At 41.6% G+C, this 18,192-nt stretch carries 12 protein-coding genes and 1 pseudogene; 5 read left to right on the forward strand and 8 right to left on the reverse strand.

Features of this window, described 5'->3' with window-relative positions; all coding sequences use genetic code 11:
- The first annotated feature begins 4 nt into the window (after positions 1-4).
- The 4 genes from D0T60_RS00130 to D0T60_RS00145 are packed head-to-tail and all read left to right on the forward strand — an operon-like array spanning position 5 to position 6,196.
- Complete coding sequence (locus D0T60_RS00130; protein ID WP_163215992.1) at positions 5-1,969, forward strand: RagB/SusD family nutrient uptake outer membrane protein; 1,965 nt, start codon at positions 5-7, stop codon at positions 1,967-1,969.
- A 19-nt stretch (positions 1,970-1,988) separates the two neighbouring features.
- A complete protein-coding gene (locus D0T60_RS00135; protein WP_163215995.1) occupies positions 1,989-2,942 on the forward strand; it encodes a BT_3987 domain-containing protein in 954 nt (317 codons plus the stop codon).
- A gap of 16 nt (positions 2,943-2,958) precedes the next feature.
- The gene (locus D0T60_RS00140; RefSeq protein WP_203558256.1) at positions 2,959-4,602 is read left to right on the forward strand and encodes a LamG-like jellyroll fold domain-containing protein; all 1,644 of its coding nucleotides are present in this window, start codon (positions 2,959-2,961) and stop codon (positions 4,600-4,602) included.
- A gap of 22 nt (positions 4,603-4,624) precedes the next feature.
- Positions 4,625-6,196: a glycoside hydrolase family 76 protein gene (locus D0T60_RS00145; protein WP_163215998.1), complete on the forward strand. Its 1,572-nt coding sequence runs from the start codon at positions 4,625-4,627 to the stop codon at positions 6,194-6,196.
- Between the two features lie 199 nt (positions 6,197-6,395).
- On the opposite strand, the gene D0T60_RS00150 is transcribed toward D0T60_RS00145, so the two are convergent.
- From D0T60_RS00150 to D0T60_RS00175, 6 genes are all read right to left on the reverse strand, one after another.
- Complete coding sequence (locus D0T60_RS00150; RefSeq protein ID WP_163216001.1) at positions 6,396-6,806, reverse strand: hypothetical protein; 411 nt, start codon at positions 6,804-6,806, stop codon at positions 6,396-6,398.
- Between the two features lie 21 nt (positions 6,807-6,827).
- Complete coding sequence (locus D0T60_RS00155) at positions 6,828-7,220, reverse strand: DUF3244 domain-containing protein (RefSeq protein WP_163216003.1); 393 nt, start codon at positions 7,218-7,220, stop codon at positions 6,828-6,830.
- A 152-nt stretch (positions 7,221-7,372) separates the two neighbouring features.
- Positions 7,373-9,160 (reverse strand): tetratricopeptide repeat protein, encoded by a 1,788-nt coding sequence (locus D0T60_RS00160; protein ID WP_163216006.1) that lies wholly within the window; start codon positions 9,158-9,160, stop codon positions 7,373-7,375.
- A 27-nt stretch (positions 9,161-9,187) separates the two neighbouring features.
- Positions 9,188-10,306 (reverse strand): DNA-processing protein DprA, encoded by a 1,119-nt coding sequence (dprA, locus tag D0T60_RS00165; protein WP_163216009.1) that lies wholly within the window; start codon positions 10,304-10,306, stop codon positions 9,188-9,190.
- Positions 10,303-10,713, reverse strand: a complete 411-nt coding sequence (locus tag D0T60_RS00170) for a thioesterase family protein (protein WP_163216013.1) — start codon at positions 10,711-10,713, stop codon at positions 10,303-10,305. The genes dprA and D0T60_RS00170 overlap by 4 nt, the downstream gene beginning before the upstream one ends.
- On the reverse strand, positions 10,710-11,948 hold the full coding sequence (locus tag D0T60_RS00175; protein ID WP_163216016.1) for a peptidase U32 family protein: 1,239 nt from the start codon (positions 11,946-11,948) through the stop codon (positions 10,710-10,712). Before D0T60_RS00175 ends, D0T60_RS00170 begins: the two co-directional genes overlap by 4 nt.
- Before the next feature lie 100 nt (positions 11,949-12,048).
- Between D0T60_RS00175 and D0T60_RS00180 the strand changes: the two are divergent.
- Positions 12,049-13,197 (forward strand): annotated as a pseudogene (locus D0T60_RS00180) (AAA family ATPase); the annotation flags it as partial.
- A 115-nt stretch (positions 13,198-13,312) separates the two neighbouring features.
- Here D0T60_RS00180 and D0T60_RS00185 read toward each other — a convergent pair.
- Both D0T60_RS00185 and D0T60_RS00190 read right to left on the reverse strand, forming a co-directional pair.
- Positions 13,313-16,012 carry a fimbrillin family protein gene (locus tag D0T60_RS00185; RefSeq protein WP_163216017.1) on the reverse strand — a complete coding sequence of 900 codons (2,700 nt, stop codon included), beginning with the start codon at positions 16,010-16,012 and terminating at the stop codon, positions 13,313-13,315.
- Between the two features lie 45 nt (positions 16,013-16,057).
- Positions 16,058-18,004 (reverse strand): fimbrillin family protein, encoded by a 1,947-nt coding sequence (locus D0T60_RS00190; RefSeq protein WP_163216019.1) that lies wholly within the window; start codon positions 18,002-18,004, stop codon positions 16,058-16,060.
- Between the last annotated feature and the right edge of the window lie 188 nt (positions 18,005-18,192).

Genomic DNA, 18,192 nt, shown 5'->3' on the forward strand with positions numbered 1-18,192 from the left:
ATTTATGAGAAAGATATTATATATCATACTGGGCGTTATTTGTACATCGCTAAGTTCGTGTACAGATTATCTGGATGTAGATAAATACTTCTACGATCAGGTGACGGTCGACTCTGCTTTTTCCAAGCGCATCTATGTAGAAGGGTGGTTGTCCAGTGCCTTTAATGTGGTAGAACACGCCGGCGAATACCACGATCCATTCCGCTTTGCAAGTGATGACCTTTATCATCCCGATTTCAAAGATTATCAGGAAGGAAATTACAGTGCTAATAACCCATTGAGCGACGATAAAGAGAGCGAAAGCCGCCTATGGAAGCTATACGAAGGAATTAGAAAAGCCACCACTTTTGTATTGAATGTGGATAAATGCCCCGAACTGACGTTAGATGAGATCAGCGATATGAAATCTCAGGCACGCTTCATACGGGCATATTGCTATTGGGCGTTGATACGTAGTTATGGTCCCGTTCCACTCATTCCGTTGGAAGGATTAGACGTAAACCTTTCGTACGAAGAACTCTCACTGCCCCGTACGCACTTTGATGAGATTGTTGATTTCATTGATAAAGAACTTGCCGAGTCGGCACGTTCCCTACCCAATTTCCGGACAACAAATAACCTGGGGCATCCCACCCGTGGAGCAGCACTGGCTTTGCGTGCCAGAGTGTTACTTTTTGCAGCGAGCCCTTTGTATAACGGAAATACCGATTTCTTCAATGTAAAAGACAATGAAGGAAACCAATTGGTAGCCCAGGAAAGAGATGAAAGCAAATGGGCACGTGCCGCTGCCGCCGCTAAAGACGTAATGGATTTGGGTGTATTCAAATTATATACGGTAGCGCCTAAGGCCACCACATTGCCGGAACAGCGCCCGCCTTATCACGAAGAATATTCGGAACTGGAATTTCCCGATGGCTGGAAAGATGTAGATCCCTATTGGTCTTATAAAGCAAACTTCGATGGTACCATACTTGGCTCCAAGAATCCCGAACTGATCTTTACCCGTACCAAAGAGGGTACCGGACACATTAACGACTGGGTTCATAAGTTATTGCCCAAATCCATGAAGGGAGACAACCGATTGGCTGTTACACAAAAACAGGTAAATGCTTATTATATGGACAATGGACAAACTATTGATGAAGCAACAAGTAGCGGGTATTATCAGACCGAAGGCTTTACTACGTCCGAATATACTCCTGAGAATCCGTTCCTACCCAGCCAGGTATCCCTCATGTATAACCGTAGAGAGCCTCGCTTTTATGCTTCCATTGCCTATAATGGGTCGGTTTGGGAAGCATCCAGTTCCTCCGAATTGGAATACCGTAACCGACAGATTTTCTATTATCGTGGTTTGAACGATGGTAAACAAGGATTTAAAGAAGATTGTCCGCTTACCGGTATCTCCTTAAAGAAATACTACAATGCGGAAGACTCCAAAACTACCGGCGGATATCTCATTAATAAAACCGAGCCTACCATTCGTTATGCCGAGGTGCTGCTGATTTATGCCGAAGCTTTAAACGAACTATCAGACGGTGTTACGTATGAAATCGAGAAATACAACGGCGAAGTTATCACCGTTCAGCGCGATTGGAGAGAGATGCAGAAAGGCATTAAACCCATTCGTATGCGTGCCGGGCTGCCCGATTATACAGAAGCTATTTATCAGAATCAGAACAATTTCCGCATTCGCATTAAGCGCGAACGGCAAATTGAACTGCTTGGCGAAAACTGCATGCGCTATTTCGATTTAAGAAGATGGAAAGATGCACTTATAGAAGAAAACCAACTGCTTCAGGGCTGCAACATCAATATCAGCGATGATGCCACACGTATTCAGGAATTTTATGAGCCAACCATCATTACCTCTGTGCATAAAGCGTTTGAGCAACGCATGTATTTGTGGCCTTTCCCAACCTACGAACTGAAACGGAATGTGAATATGACACAGAACCCCGGATGGTAATATTTAAAACGAAGAAATAATGAAAAAGATCAATTATTTATATATAGGATGTCTGCTCTCGGTAATGACCCTGAATATGGCATGCGATGATGCATTGGAGGATGAATTGTTTCATAAATTCTCCTACATCACCAATAACGGCTGGCAAGACTATAAACTAAGTGTAGATGAAGATAATACGGCCATACTCCCCATCTATTTTGGAGTGAATGGCACATCGAACAATAACCAGGACATCACGTTGCAGTTAGAAATAGATCCCGATACATTGGAATGGTACAATAAAGATAAGTATAAGAATCAAACCAATCTTTACTACAAAGAGTTACCCGCAGGTTCTTATACATTCGTCGAAGATGCATATACCATTCCCCGGGGAGAACTAAAGACAGTGGCTCATATCAAAATCGACTTAAAGAAGATGGGAAGCCTTTACAATGATTATGTATTGCCGTTGCGCATCTCTTCTTCATCCGGAGTAACGATGGGGCCGAATAAATACACCAAAGTATTGGCACACATCGGTTTTAAAAACGATTTTTCCGAAAACTATAGTGGAAAAGGAATAGTCACTCAAATCGGAACTTCTTATACAACAGAAGTAACCAGCACGGAATTGTTTGCTATCAATAACAACACCTGCTACTTCTTTGTAGGAGATAAAACACGCTCCAATACCAGTGATTATTTGAACTATGTAGCCGAAATAACTAAAGATGAACATGGCGAAGTGACTCTAAACAGCACTGTGCCCGGTCTGGAGTTTAAACCTTATAGTGCAAGCCTGGAACGCAAGTACACAAAGAACTACAACGACCAGCGCTATTATACCGAAATTACTACCATTAAACTGGCTTATGAATATATAGACACTACCGGTAGAGAGAGCTTGAAAATGTCTTTTGATGGTACCTTCTCTATGGCCAGAGACGTATTGAGAGTAGAATACCCGAATGTAGAAGTAGAAGACTAATTAAAATTTGATACAGATGAAAGTATTGAAATACATAGTAGCTGCATTGCCTTTTTGCTTGTGCGCATGTAGTGATGATGATAAAAACACAGAGAATACGCTACCGGATAACTTGGTAGAATTGCAACTGGACACCCGCGAAATTAACATAGCTCAAGGAGACAGCCGTACTGTAAAAATTACGGCAGGCAATGGCGAATATGCGGTAACATCCGTCAACGAAGAGGTAGTAACGGCTACCATTCAAGATAATGTAATAACATTAACCGCTGTCGCAAATGCGAATAGTGCCCAAGGAGTTGTTGTGGTAAGTGATAAATATTACCAGCGCGGCTATATAAAAGTGAATACGGCGGCAGAGTTCGACTTAAAACTAAGCAAGAACATTGCCACACTCTATTCGGAGGTAGAAGATGCCGACGAAATAACCATTAAGATCTATACCGGAAACGGCGGTTATAACTTAGAGGTCATCGACGAAGATCAATGTATCCGGGTAGACCAAAGTACATTGGAAGAAACCGAATCATTTACCATTAAAGGTATTGCCGAAGGAGATGCCCAGGTGAAAGTAACTGATCAAAAAGGCAAAGAAACTTATGTAACCTTGAAGGTGATTGCCCCAATCCGAATTACCACCAATGCCGATGAAAGCGGTGTATTGATTGAAGCCAACCAAGGTAAAGAACAAGTAAAAATTCTGACCGGAAATGGAGATTACAAAATCTATGAAGTGGGTGATCCTAAGATTGTCAATGTAGAGATTTGGCAAACCACCATCACCGTAACAGGCAGAAAAGCCGGAGAAACCTACTTTACATTGATAGACTCGAAGAAGCAGATTTCCGAACGCATCAACGTGAAGATAGCACCTGACAAACGTTGGGGAATGACGCTGGGAAAAGACTATTTCGTATGGGCACATTTCAACGATATGAAAGGCGAAGGCGTAGCAGCACTGAAACAGGAAACCAACAACTTCAAGCTAAAGAAGATGACCTGGGAACTTACTTGTAAGATTACCGGCACCAATTGGCTGCAAACCTTTATGGGCAAAGAAGGTTACTTCATTCTTCGTGGAAGCGGCGATAACGATAACAAAGCCCGGAAAATAGATTTGATAGGAACTGGTGATAAACTGAAACTGCAAACAAAAGGTAGCTTTGAGTTAGATAAATGGATGCATTTGGCTTTAGTAGTAGATTGTGAACAACCACAGAGTGAGCCAGGTAAAAAATATAAATTGTATCTCAATGGAGAATTGCAGGAATGGCAGGTGAATAAAAACGATTTGGATTTCTCCGAAATAAACCTGACTGCCGGAAATGACAATGGAACCATCGAAATAGGTCGTGCATCCAATGATCACAGGCGTTGCCTGAACGGCTCTATTCTGGAAGCCCGCATCTGGTCTGTTTGCCGTACACCGGAACAAATCAAAGCGAATATGTGGACGTTCGGCGAAACAGTTTCCACAGGGCTATTAACCCGTTGGGACTTCTCTGCCGGAGCGGAAACATCTTATATTGAAGATGTAAACGGCGCAGATTATGAGTTGCCGATGAACATATCTAAAACTGATAACGGAGGTAAATTTACCACAGTTAATTTCCCATTAGATCGTTTCGAGGAAGTTCCTGTAGTAGTGCCATTCCGATAAGTTAATCTTAAATGTACAACGTATGAAAACAAAAATAAATCTGTTTATACTATGCTTACTGGCCGTAGTTGTATATTCATCCTGTAGCGATGACGACAAAGACACCGTAGGCTACAATGATCCTGTTCGTTCTAACATTGCCCCCGTAGGCTCGTTCTCTGTAGAAGCTACGCACAATGAGAATGAACTGATGGTGAGATGGAAGAACCCTGCCAACGCCGATCTGGCTATGGTAGAACTCTCTTATCGCGAAGCCGGAACCATAGACACCCGGGCTACTTTTGACCCCGGCCATATCATATTCGAAGCTACCCGTGATACGGAAGTAGAATACCTGCTGACAGTTCCCTACTACGCTTTTTATGAAGTAACTGTGGTAGCCATCAATAAAGCCGGTAAACGTTCGGTGCCCGAAAGTAAAACCGTTGCCCCCTTTACCGAAAAGAAAGACGAAGAAGAAGTGCAGTTACCCGAAATGTTGGGTAACGCACACTCCCTGATGACTACCGTAATTGGTTATTACTTCGGAAAAACTTCCCGAAGCTGCTGGCAAAGTCAGTATCCCAAAGGGGGTGGTTATTGGGATGGTGATGCAGTGGTATGGGGTCAAGGCGGTGGATTGTCTGCATTTGTAGCCATGCGAAAAGCTGCCATGGAAACCGAGGTTGAAAACATTTATGCCGCTATGGACAATATGATGTTTAAAGGAATACAAAACTTCTATTGTACGGATAGAGGTAAAACGGCCTATTCTTGTTACCCAGCCTCCGGCAATGAACGCTTCTACGACGATAATGTATGGATTGCCCTCGACATGTTGGACTGGTTCACCATGACTAACGAACTACGTTACATGACCCAAGCCAAAGCCATCTGGACCTATCTGATGGATTACGGCTGGGATGAAACCTGTGCAGGCGGTATCCACTGGAAGGAGCTAAACGAACCAAGTAAATCCAAACACACCTGCTCCACAGCTCCGGCTGCCGTATTGGGCTGTAAACTTTACCTCGCAACCGGTCAGCAAGAATATTTAGATGGTGCTTTGAAGTGCTACAACTGGCTCATGACGTACATGCAAGACCCCACCGATCACCTCTTCTGGGACAATGCCAGACCTGGTTCCTCTGATCCGAATACCGTAGGAGATATTGAGAAGAATAAGTATTCTTATAATTCAGGACAACCTTTACAGGCAGCTTGTTTGCTCTATAAAATTACCAATGATCAGAAGTACTTGGATGATGCTTATGAGATAGCGAAAGCTATTCATGCCAAATGGTTTATGCCTTACAAATCGGCAGAATTGAAAACATCTTTCAATATCCTCTCTCCGGGTCATGCATGGTTCTATGCAATCATGTCCAGAGGCTTCTTCGAACTCTATTCGATAGATAACAACCGCAAATATGTAAATGATATCGAAAAAACAATGCTTCATGCCTGGAGTAGTAGCTGTCACCAAGCCAATAACTTACTAAATGATGACGATTTGAGAGGTGGAACAAGTAAAAGTAGTTGGGAAATTCTTCATCAAGGTGCTTTGGTGGAGATGTTAGCCCGGTTGGCACTTTTAGAACGTGAGAATAGGTAGTCCAAAAACTCGCACGGCCGCTCCACTAATTAGTTGCGGCCGTTGCAGTAACTTGGCACGGCCGCAACTACACCCTTACCACGGCCGTACGAGTACACTGCCACGGCCGTGCCAATATTCTACCAACCCTAAATAAAAAAAATCCTTGTCAACCTAACCAATGACAAGGATTTCTTCGTTATAATGAAATTAGCTCCATTTAAAACTTGTTATCTACTACGTAGAACAAGCTAAAAGCTAAAATCAAGGTTGCAATCAAATAGAAGACAAGTAACCACTTGCATTTTGCAGCTAAAGTAGCAGAGTAGCAGTTTACTTTTTCAATTGCAATTTCGTATTTATTATTCTTATAATATAAAATCGCGTTTATAATAAATGTAAAGGCGAAAGATGCTAAAATTACAATACTTATTCTTCTTAAGTATTCAATATACCCCATGAAGATGGCTGCCCAGCCAATAATCGAAGATATATTTAATGCTTGTAGAAGAGATAAAGTGAATATTGCAATAAACAAAGTCTCACTATCTATTGGCAGAGAGGATAAAAGAGTTTGCTTTCCGCCTTTCCACAATAGAACTCTACAAAACAAGTAATTAAAAAACCACATTAGGAAAAAGGTCTTTCATCCTTATTCAAGGGTAAAATCGCCTTCTAAATATGTTCCTTGTGGTGTGGTTATTACTAAAGTGTAATCTCCATTATCAAGAGTTGATAGATCAGTTACCGCCAAATCGTATTCTGTGATAGAAGAGAATGTTTGTTCTTCAACTAAGGCACCATCTTGTACAATAGAAACAGTAAGGTCGGTTACAGTCTCAGCAGATTGTATATAGATAGCCGGATCTTCTAATTCTGCAAAGAAAGGATGATCTGTAGGAATCTCGTCTCTGTCTACATTTCCTTTACTATATATACCAGTCATTGAAATTGTTTTAGGTCTTCCATTATTCTCAATCCCTGCCTTTAAAGATGCTCCCCCTACCAGAGTTATACATAATAATAAATAAAATAATGTTCTCATAATGCTTTTCTGTTTGTTAATGTCGACGTAAAAGTAGTGCTTTTTAGTAGAACCACAATGAAAGTCGGATAGACAAATGAAAGTCAAAATCGCGCCCAGGAGGCTTGTGGCGAGGGGTGTGATAGACAAATGCATTTTTGCTCTTAAAAAGACTACAAAGATTGCAGGATTTCTTCTAATCTACGGTCATCTTCTATCTTGAATTTGTTTTTCTTAATCCGTAACTTTGATGTTGCTACAGTATTCGATGTGTTATTGAGACACTCTGCTATCCGGCTGTTGGTATGTCCTAATCTAAGGAGAATACATATTATAATATCTGTGGTGGAAAGGTGATATTCTTCTTTCCTCAATAACTCCATAAATTCTTTATTTTCGTTTTCATAATAGCAAATTATATCTGTAATGTCAGAGGTTGTCAAAGGTCTTACTCTTTCTTTTTTAAGAATTGTTTCATGGCAGAGTTTTGTTCCTCTAAGCATAGATTCATAAAAACTTATTTGTTCGTTGCCATTGATCGGTTCATTAATCGACTTTTTATATTTCTTGATGTCGTCTTCGCCTTTCTTAATGGCATCAATTAAACTATTGCGTTCTTTTAAAAGGTCTTTGTCTTCTGGAATTTCTTCATTGACTTGAGGTAGAGTGTCTTCTATAATCCTTTTCTCTTCCTCTTTTTGTCTTTTTTGTTCTAATTTCCACTCAATTTCTTTTAGGCGTTCTTTATATAGAACAATTTCGGTCTCTTTAGAGTGAATAATGTTTCTAAGTTTTTCTTGCTGCCTCTTCTTATTTCGTTGGTATATAAATGCGATAGCGATTGAAAATAAAATAATGAAAAGTAATAATGCAGCAAGGCGATTTAGTCCTAACTCTGCTTTTAGTTGTTTGTTGCGCAGGTTTTCATTGTCATACTTTTCTTCGATTTCTACTATTTTCCCGGATAGTTTGTCTCGATAAATAGAGTCATTGTATAACATGAGGCTGTCTGTATGAGGTGTAATTTTATCAATATTTCTTTCTGTTATAGCTTTCTGTAAAAGAAAGCGGTAGATGTAAGCTTTAAGATGTGTATCGGCTGTGTTTAATCCTTTTTGACAATAGTCTTCAGATAACTTGACATCCCCTCTGTTATAATAGAGGTGTGCTAAGGCTGTGTATGTTCGTGCTTTCTCAGTTTTATTAGTTTGGTTTTTTAGAGCCTCATTGAGATACTTTAATGCCTCATCATCATTTCCTGTTTCGAAATAGAATGTTCCAATATTATGTAATGCAGATCCTTGTATCTTAGAATCAGTGTTGGATACGTAATCAATGCATTTATGAATATAGTAAGAGGCACTATCTGCATTTCTTGATATTTGGAAACTCTTACCTATCTTTAAAAGGTTATTTATAACTCTCCTATCATTACCTGTTGATAAAGCATATTTCAAAGCTTTTTGAAAGTAAGTAATTGAGGCATCATATAAGTGTTGTATATAGTAAATTTGTCCCAGACTATTGTAAATCAAACCTGCTAAATCATCATTGTTGGTTTTTAATGCTCCTTCCTCTGCTTTTTTGAAATAGAATGTAGCATCTGTATATGCTTCCTTAATGAAATTGTATCTTCCTTTATAGAAATAACTTAAGGCTTTTTTCCCTTCGTCGTTTTGGTGCTCATAATACTTAATTGCAATGTTAATCAGTGAGTCGGAATCCAAATCAACATAACTCTTATCCATTGCTTGAGTTATCAATAAACAATAGTCTGCTAATTCTTTACCTTCAAGCTCTCCCGGATATTCAATGGCACGCAAGATTTTCAGTGCGCTATCCGGGTATTCATTCATAATGCTTTCTGCCTTGGAAAGATGTTTGAACTCTTTCGAAGAACAGGAGGTAGCAATTTGTAGTATGCTGTAAATAATGATTGCAATAAATAAAGTCTTTTTCATATCTCAACAGGTTGGGGGTGGCTTCTTTCAAAAACGCGTTTTCGCTTGTATTTTGCCTCCTGCAAAGATTTGGATCATTCCTTTTATCTCTAAATCGAGCAATAGGGCGTTGATTCGGTGAATTGGGATATTGCTTTCCACTGATAGCGTGTTAATTTGTGTGCTTTCATTCTTCTTTAGAATATCAATAATGGCTTGTTCTTCTTCAGAAAGATCGGGGAAGATTTCAAACTGTATATGCCGGCTTGCTTTATTCGAAGAGTTCCACTGCATAAATTGAATAAAATCTTCGGCCGATTGTATAAGAGAGGCTTTATTGTCGCGAATAAGTTGATTGCACCCTTTGGAAACTTCATCGGTGGAGCGTCCCGGAAAGGCAAAACAATCTCGATTGTAACTTTCGGCAATGGAGGCAGTGATGAGTGAACCACCCTTTTCGGCAGATTCTACTACGATGGTTGCATCGCTTATGCCTGCTACAATTCGGTTGCGACTTACAAAATTATACTTGTCGGGGTTGGTACCACTGATGTATTCGGTGAGGAGGCCTCCCTGATCTAACATTTTTATAGCTGTGTCTCGATGTGCAGATGGATAAATGCGATCCAACCCATGCGCCAGTACGCCAATGGTAGAAAAGCCATGAGTTAAAGCAGACCGATGTGCATGAATATCAATGCCATACGCCAGCCCGCTTACCACGATGGTATCGGGACAGGTATTGCGCAATTCTTTGAGGAAGTCTATACATAACTGCTTCCCGTAATCAGTTGCATGGCGGGTTCCTACCATATTAATAATGTGGGAGCTGTTTAAATCGGCATTTCCTTTATAATATAATACAATGGGAGCATCATCACATTCGCATAGGCGGGAGGGATATTGCTCGCTATTTAAAGTCAGGCATTGAATATGATTCTTTTCAATGAACTTGTATTCTTGTTCCGCCCGTTTGATGGCATCGGGACAATTAAGCAGATCAATGAGTCTGGGAGTGATTCCGGGCATCAATTTCTGCAAATTTTCTCGTTCTCTGAATACTGTAGTCGCGTTTCCTATGGTGGTTAAGAGGTTTTTACCCCACACACTACCAATGCCCGGAACTTGCGTCAGAGCAATGGAATAAATAATTTCTTCTTCGTTCATTGAGAAGAGACAGAATCAAATAATTGATTGAATACTTCGTACTCGGAAAGCCTTCCGTTAATCAGGAAAACAACATCGGTAGTTGCTTTCAGGATAATTTTATCATCGCCTTTCCGAAAAAGATCTTGGTGGAATACGTACCTGATCCCCTCTTTCTGCACATATAGTTTAGAAATAAATTCGTCGCGGCTTCTTAACGAAGTTTTGAATGCCATGTTTACACGGGCTAATACCGGGTCGATGCCTTGTTCGTGAAGTGCTGCAAAGTTTATACCGAAAGTGAGCAGGTATTCATGCCGGGTATGCTCCAGGTAATGCATGTAATTTGCATTGTTTACAATTCCTTGCAAGTCGCATTCATAGTCGCGTACTTTGAACTCCAGTTCGAAAACGTATTTCTTGCTCATGGCTTTGATACTAATTTAAAGAGTTTATCGCTTGGGCGGATTTTATCTTCCAGCTTCATAGAGAAGCGCTTGCCTTGTTTAACGGTTTCTACGGGTTTTAAGTCTACCCTTGCTTCTTCCAGTGTGGCAAATACGGCTCCGGTGGTAGGTCCTGTGATAAGTAGCTTATCGCCTACCGATAGCTCGGCAGCCTCTACCAGAAACTCTGCCACGCCTATGTTGTTAAAGTATTTGATACCTTTCCCTACGTATACTTTACGCTCGGTGGCTTCCGATCCGTAGTTTTTGCTCCACTCGCCCAAGCGTTGTCCCAGATAATAGCCATCCCAGAAGCCGCGGTTGAATACGGTTTTTAAGCGCTCATTCCAGCCTTCTATTTTTTCGTCGGTGAAGGTGTTGTTCAAGTAAGATTGAATGGCCTGTTTGTAGCATTCGCAAACGGTGCGTACATATTCAGGTCCACGGGCTCTTCCTTCGATCTTGAAAACACGTACTCCGGCATCAATCATCTTGTTCATAAAGTGAATGGTCTTCAGGTCTTTGGGCGACATGATATACTGGTTGTCTATCTCAAGTTCTACATCCGTTTCCTTGTCGCGCACGATGTATCCCCGACGACATACTTGCATACAGGCTCCGCGATTGGCAGAATGGTTCATTTCATGTAGAGAAAGGTAACACTTACCCGATACAGCCATGCAAAGCGCTCCGTGGCAGAACATCTCGATACGTATTTGCTCTCCACCCGGGCCGCAGATGTTTTCTTCTTTAATGCATTTGTAGATTTCTGCTACCTGATCAAGATTCAGTTCGCGTGCCAGCACCACTACGTCGGCAAACTGTGCATAAAACTTCAATGCTTCTACATTCGATATGTTTAATTGGGTAGAGAGGTGTATCTCCTGACCGATCTGTCTGGCATAGCTCATCACGGCTACATCGGCAGCAATGATAGCCGATATTCCGGCTTCTTTAGCGGCATCCACAATGGTGCGCATCAGTGCCAAGTCATGATCATATATAATGGTGTTTATAGTCAGATAGCTCTTTATATTGTTCTCATCGCAAATCTGGGCTATTTCGCGTAGGTCGTTGATGGTGAAGCTATTGGAGGAACGTGCCCTCATGTTTAGATTCTCTATGCCGAAGTAGATAGAATCGGCTCCTCCTTGTATAGCAGCTGCCAATGATTCGCGAGAACCAACGGGAGCCATTATTTCAAAATCTTGTATCATCCTGTTGTTATTTGAAAAACTGGTGCAAGTTATGGAAAAAAGGGGAGATAGTATCAGCAATTATGCTTATTTTTGTTTTTACTATAAAACTCAAAGCATTATGGACAGATATTCGATAGACCTAAACCGCAAACTTCCTATTGGGGTGCAAACCTTTGAAATTATTCGTAAGGAAGGTTTCCTTTATGTAGATAAAAGCGCCCTTATATGGCAGATAGCCAACAGAGGAAGGGTTTACTTCCTGAGCCGTCCCCGTCGGTTTGGCAAGAGTTTGCTGCTGTCTACCTTTGAGTCTTACTTTGAAGGACGGAAAGACCTTTTCGAAGGACTCGCCATAGCAGAGTTGGAAAAGGATTGGATTCAATATCCGGTTTTACATCTTGACCTGAATGCAGAGAAGTATGATGCACCCGAGCGGCTTGGCATAATCATTAACAGTTATCTGGCTCAATGGGAAAATAAATATGGGCGCAGTGAAGGCGAAGATTCTCTTGCCACCCGTTTTGCAGGTGTTATCCGTCGGGCTTACGAGCAGACCGGTCGTGGCGTTGTGGTATTAATTGATGAATATGATAAGCCTCTGCTTCAAGCCATGTTCAACGAACCGTTGTCAGAGGAGTACCGCAATGCTCTGAAAGCCTTCTATGCTGTGTTGAAAAGCTCTGATCGTTACTTGCGTTTTGTGTTGCTGACAGGGGTTACCAAGTTCTCTCATGTAAGTTTATTCAGCGACCTCAATCAGTTGAATGATATCACTATGGATGTGCAATATAGTGCTGTGTGTGGTATTACTGAAGAGGAACTTATCGCAACTTTCACTCCCGAGATAGAACAAATGAGTAAGAGCAACGATCTCTCTTTCGATGAAACTGTTGCCTATATGAAAGAAGAATATGATGGGTATCACTTCAGTAGAAACTCCCCGGGGATGTTTAATCCATTCAGTGTGCTCAATTCGTTTTATAAACAAGAATTTGAAAACTACTGGTTTCGTACTGGTACGCCCACCTTCCTTGTTGAACTGCTTAAACGAAGCGATTATGATTTGCGGGAATTGATAGAAGGCGTAGAAGCCACTTCAGACATCTTTATGCAATATCGTGTGGAGTCTGATGACCCCATTCCGGTGTTCTATCAGACTGGTTACCTCACCATTAAAGATTATGATAAAGAATTCAGACTGTATAAATTAGGCTTCCCAAACAATGAAGTGCGTTATACTTTTTTGGAGTTCCTCATTCCTTTATTTGGGTGACATAAACAATAAAACATCCCCGGAATCCTTCCTCCTATAATACAGAGTAAAGATTTCCGGGGATTTTCTTTTGTTGTGCAAATCAATATCTTGCCTTTACCGATAAGCCTTATTCGGTAAATGCAGGAGCATCTGCTCCGTTGATCTGAATATTACTGAATGTACCTGTTGCTGTAGCACTTGAATCTCCACTCGATGCTACTAACCCTACACAAACTTTGTTGGGAAGGTTAGTATATGCACTATCCACCGTTTTCGAGTAGGTAAGGCCGCCGTCCAGCGAGTAAGAGGCTGAAACTGTAGAGCCATTTCTTTGCAGTTTCAGGTAAACATCGCCTGTGCCGGTAGCGCCCGACATCGCCTTGTTGCTACAATTGGAACCTGAGGTAGCTCTGTAGCAAGAATAGTAGTTGCTATCGGCTGCATAAGAAGCAGTGCTAAAAAGAAACTCATTGGTCGACTTTGAAAGATCCGGCACTAACATCAATCCAAGATGTGCTTGCTTCTGATTCTTGCTTACATTAAAGGTTGGGTTAGCAAGTTTGGTTGTTATCGTAAAATTACCTTCAATAGCCCGATACACATACGCCATACTTTGTTTGCCACTTTCAAACTTGCCGGTTCCTGTAAGGGAAAGCGCGCCTTCTGCACTTAAAGTAGTGGTAGCTTTGGCCGAGTTATAACCCACTACATACCAGTCGTTTTCGAGAGTAATAACGGGGTCGCTTGTGCCTTCATCTTCTCCACCACTACCCGGAGTTTCGCCCGGAGTGATGCCGCCATTGTTCACTTCGATGGGTGCAGTGGCATAACCACTCATTTTGCCCACCCCTGCATTGGTACGAACAATCTCGGGAAGCTCTGCCAAGTCATCTACAACATAGGTGTAAGTAGGTTTGAAGTCGTCATAAGTAAGTGGTGTACTTAATTTGGTCGATTCATTTCCATAAGCTGTATATTCGGTGTTGACAAGCGGATACACTTCGCCGGCATCGCTTGGCTTGTTGGCATACGTATTATTACGCTCATAAAGATAACCGGCTACACTACCTGTAAGGTTCGATACCCAATTGCTTCCGCTCTTCTTGGCAGGGAACGTACAGATATCTGTAGGTAGTTTTACATTGTCGAAGTAGTTTTCTTCGAGCAATAGTTTGCCTCCGTAAGCACTTCCTGCACCGTAGGTAGTTACATTATCGTAGAAGTTGTTGTACACGTGTGCTTTACCAAAACGAAGTCTCGGATGGCGAGAGCCCGAGTTATCAAAATGGTTGTGATGGAAAGTTACACTGATATTCTGATCTTCCGAACCATTCGAGTTAGAGTGTCCTACCAAGCATGATTTTTGTGTTTTAACGAACTTACACCAAGATACAGTTACGTTGTAAGTACCGTGTGTGATGTCGCAAGAGCCATCTTCGGCATCTTTGGTTTGATTCAGAGATTCGAACGTACAATGGTCCACCCAAATGGTGTTCGACTCTTGCATAGAAAGTCCGTCGGCAGAATAAGCAGGAAGCTTGATATGAAGGTTTCTGAATATAATATTCTGTGCCTCATTGGCAAAGATTCCTACTTTGTTCATCACAAAGTCATCTGTTCCGATGAAAGAGATGTTGCTGGTACGTTTTACATCGAACATACCCGAACGTCCTTGTTCGGCAGTAAATTCGCCACTTAGCCAAACGATGGCAGGCACCATCGATTTGTTCTTCTCACGTAGCTTCAGCCATTCGGCAAAGGCATAGCCATCATTAAAGTGAAGAATATTCTCCGCAGTAGCTCCCTGACCTCCTGTAGCTTTCTCTCCGTAGCCCGACAGTAAAGTAGGATCTACTTTGCCTACTACCGGCGCATCTATTATTTCTTCATCCTTATCTTTAGATGCCGACCCATTGCCCGATCCACCATCTTCCCAAGGCGATGCTGACCCCGAACTGCTTACAGCTTCGGCATTTATCCCCGATTCGGAGAGAGTAATGTGGAATGTATACTTATATCCTTTCTCGAGCTTTTCGATGCTTCCTCCGGCAGAGGCCGAGTTTTTGTTCATCACCCATTTGTAGACTTTACCATTTATATTGAACTCTACAATATGCGAAGCAGAAAGCGTTGCAATGGGCAGCAGAATGCTTTCGAAGTGTCCGTCCGGTGTTTTATTCGGTATAATATCGCCGGTAGAGGAAGAAGAAGAGATTTTTCCTGCAAGCAGATCGAACTCGCCGGTTTTGTTCATTCCTTTGATGGTTGCACTCATATTGCTGATATCTTCTTCGGCAGTTACCTTCAATATCAATTTAGTTAGTACATGGCTGAAAGTTAACTCTACGGCAGATTGATTATCCTGCGTATACCCCTCGGCTTTTGCAGCGTTACTGTTGGCATACATCAGGTCGAGTGCCGACTGTTTGCTTTGGTTCTCCAGATTGATAGCATATTTCGCTCCCACTAATTTGCCCGAGTGCGGATGGTAGGCAATGAAGTCTACCGCCGTTCCGTCTGTAGGATAAAAGAAAGGCGATTGGGAACTGAAAGAGGTGCTCACCCCTTCGGTGGTAGCATAATACTTTGCGTTTTGGGCAATAGGCAGGGTGGCAGATGTAGCATTTTTCAGCATGTATATACCGATGCTGTCTCCGGATACCCATTTATCGCCTTCATCATTTACGCGAGTGGCATATTCGTTGATGCCCGAAACAAAGGTGGCAATCCCTTTTCTATTTTGTAGATCGTCCGCATTATCATCGCTGCACGAAGGCAGTGCCAAGGTAGCAGCGATGAGTAATAGGCCAAAAGTTCTTGTTTTCATTTTATACTAATAGTAGATTATTCTTTGATATTGTTTTCTGTACGGTTACTTCAACCAACGTGAGTCTCCCCATCCGTTTGCTTTAAGAGTAGCGTCGGGGGTGAAGTTGGCGTTGAGGCTGATAAGACCGGTAACTTCTACTCCTGTAAACGGATTGGCGGTTATAGCTACTGTGTTAGATTCGGTATATGTTTTTCCAATACCTGTCCAAAGTGCAGGATATACTGCGTTATCTTTTATACTAACAGTTCCTAAGCCAAGACGTGGCCCTTTGGTAGCAGCAGTGAAAATAACAATGTTTTTCTCAATAAGGAAAGTTCCTGCGCTTGAACTACCATCTCCCGAATCGATGAAGTTATTGGTGCTTGCAATTCCAAAGAATGTATTATTGCTGATTGTTGCAGTAAGCCCAACTGCTGCTTTTGGTACAACAATAACTTTTTTATCGGCAGTAGTGCCATAAAATCCTTGACCGATACCGGCTACTGTATTATTCTGAATAGTCCAGGTTCCGCCTTTTGCAGCACTGGCATGAGCAGTTATCAGTCCGCCATTATTGCCACCAATGTTATAGCAACGGTTGTTGGTGATTGTAACGTTTCCGTTAAGAGAATCGCTGGCTCTGTTAGCTCTTACTATGCCATTGGCAATACCATAAATAAAGCAGTTATCAATAGTCAGATTATTAACAGTACCACCGTTGATATCGAGGAAGTAAGATCCTGACACAACATCTTCGGTAGGAACACCAGTTTCGCTATTAACCGTGAAACCGCTAAATTCTATATTCTTGATTGTGAAATTAATATTGCTGCCTTTAATAGCGATGAGTTTAGCATTTATACGTGCTAACTCTGTTGCGCTGGTACCTTCAAGTGTAATACTCTTTTGAATGTCAATAGAAGACACTGTAAGGCTGGTAGCTCTTGTTACTGTATTTTCTGCATTTATATAGAATTTTGATCCAGCATTAAGATACACAGTTCCTCCGTCTGCCGCTGCTTCGATAGCTGCTAAAAGCTCTTCGGTGGTAGTTACGGCATCTCCCGGTGTAGGATCGGTAGGATCGGTAGGTTCAGTGTCAGGATCGGGGTTAGCTGTTCCATTGCCTTCTTCCGGATTCCAAGGATTAACAGAACCACCTTGTTCGGATTCTACTTCGCTATCAACGCCTGTATCGGTCAGGTTAATCTTGAATGTGTATTTATAGCCTGCTTTGAATTGAGTGATGTTTCCATCATTCTTGCTGATGGTCCATGTGTATGTAGAACCATTTACTTCGAACTCAACAGTATGAGCGTCGGTTAATTCGGCTACCGGCAATAAGATAAACTCATACCTGTTGGCAGTAGCGCTTTTGTATGCTTTGATATCGCCTGCGTCGCCTTCGTTTTCAATGGCTTTGGCCGATAAGTTGAATTTGGCAGTGGTATTCATGCCTTTTACGGTTACCTGTGCTTCGCTGATATCGCCTACAGTTTCGTCGGCAGTTATGTTCAGGATAACCTTTGTTAGTACATGGTTAAATGTCAGGCTGACAGCCGTTCCCAATGATTGGTTGTAGCTTTGAGTGCTTCGGGCATACATCAAATCGAGACTGGTTTGATTAGCTTGCGAAGCCAGATTAATAGGATATTCGGTACTTACCGATGCCGAGTAAGGATGGTAGGCCATAAAGTTAACAGATGAGCCGTCGGTAGGATAATACATGGCATCTGTTGTTTGGAAGGTGGTAGATGTACCTGCTGATACAGTGGTATATTTAATGTTACTCTTTAAAGGTGTGTCGCCCGTTTCGGGAAGCATGTATATACCAACTTCATCATCTTTAAGCCATTGGTCACCACTTTCGTTAATGCGAGTATCGTATTTGTTTACTCCGGAAGCAAAGGTGATGGTTTGTCCTGATAAGTTATTGTCGATCTCTTCTCGACTACATGATGTGGATAGCGATATGGCAAGCGCCAATAATGCATAAGTTTTGTTCTTCATTGTGTAATGGTATTAGTAAAAAAACAATTGTTGTATTACAACATAAGTTATCGATAACAATTTTGCAAATATGTTGAGAAAATGGTGTAAGCATGTGTAGGAATTGATAATAACCTCCTATTTTTTGATTGTTTCGTGTTTGTTGCGCATCAGAATTCAAATTGATTCTTTTTATGTATTTTTGTGGT

The sequence above is a fragment of the Bacteroides sp. 224 genome (assembly GCF_010500995.1).
Taxonomy (GTDB): Bacteria; Bacteroidota; Bacteroidia; order Bacteroidales; family Bacteroidaceae; genus Bacteroides.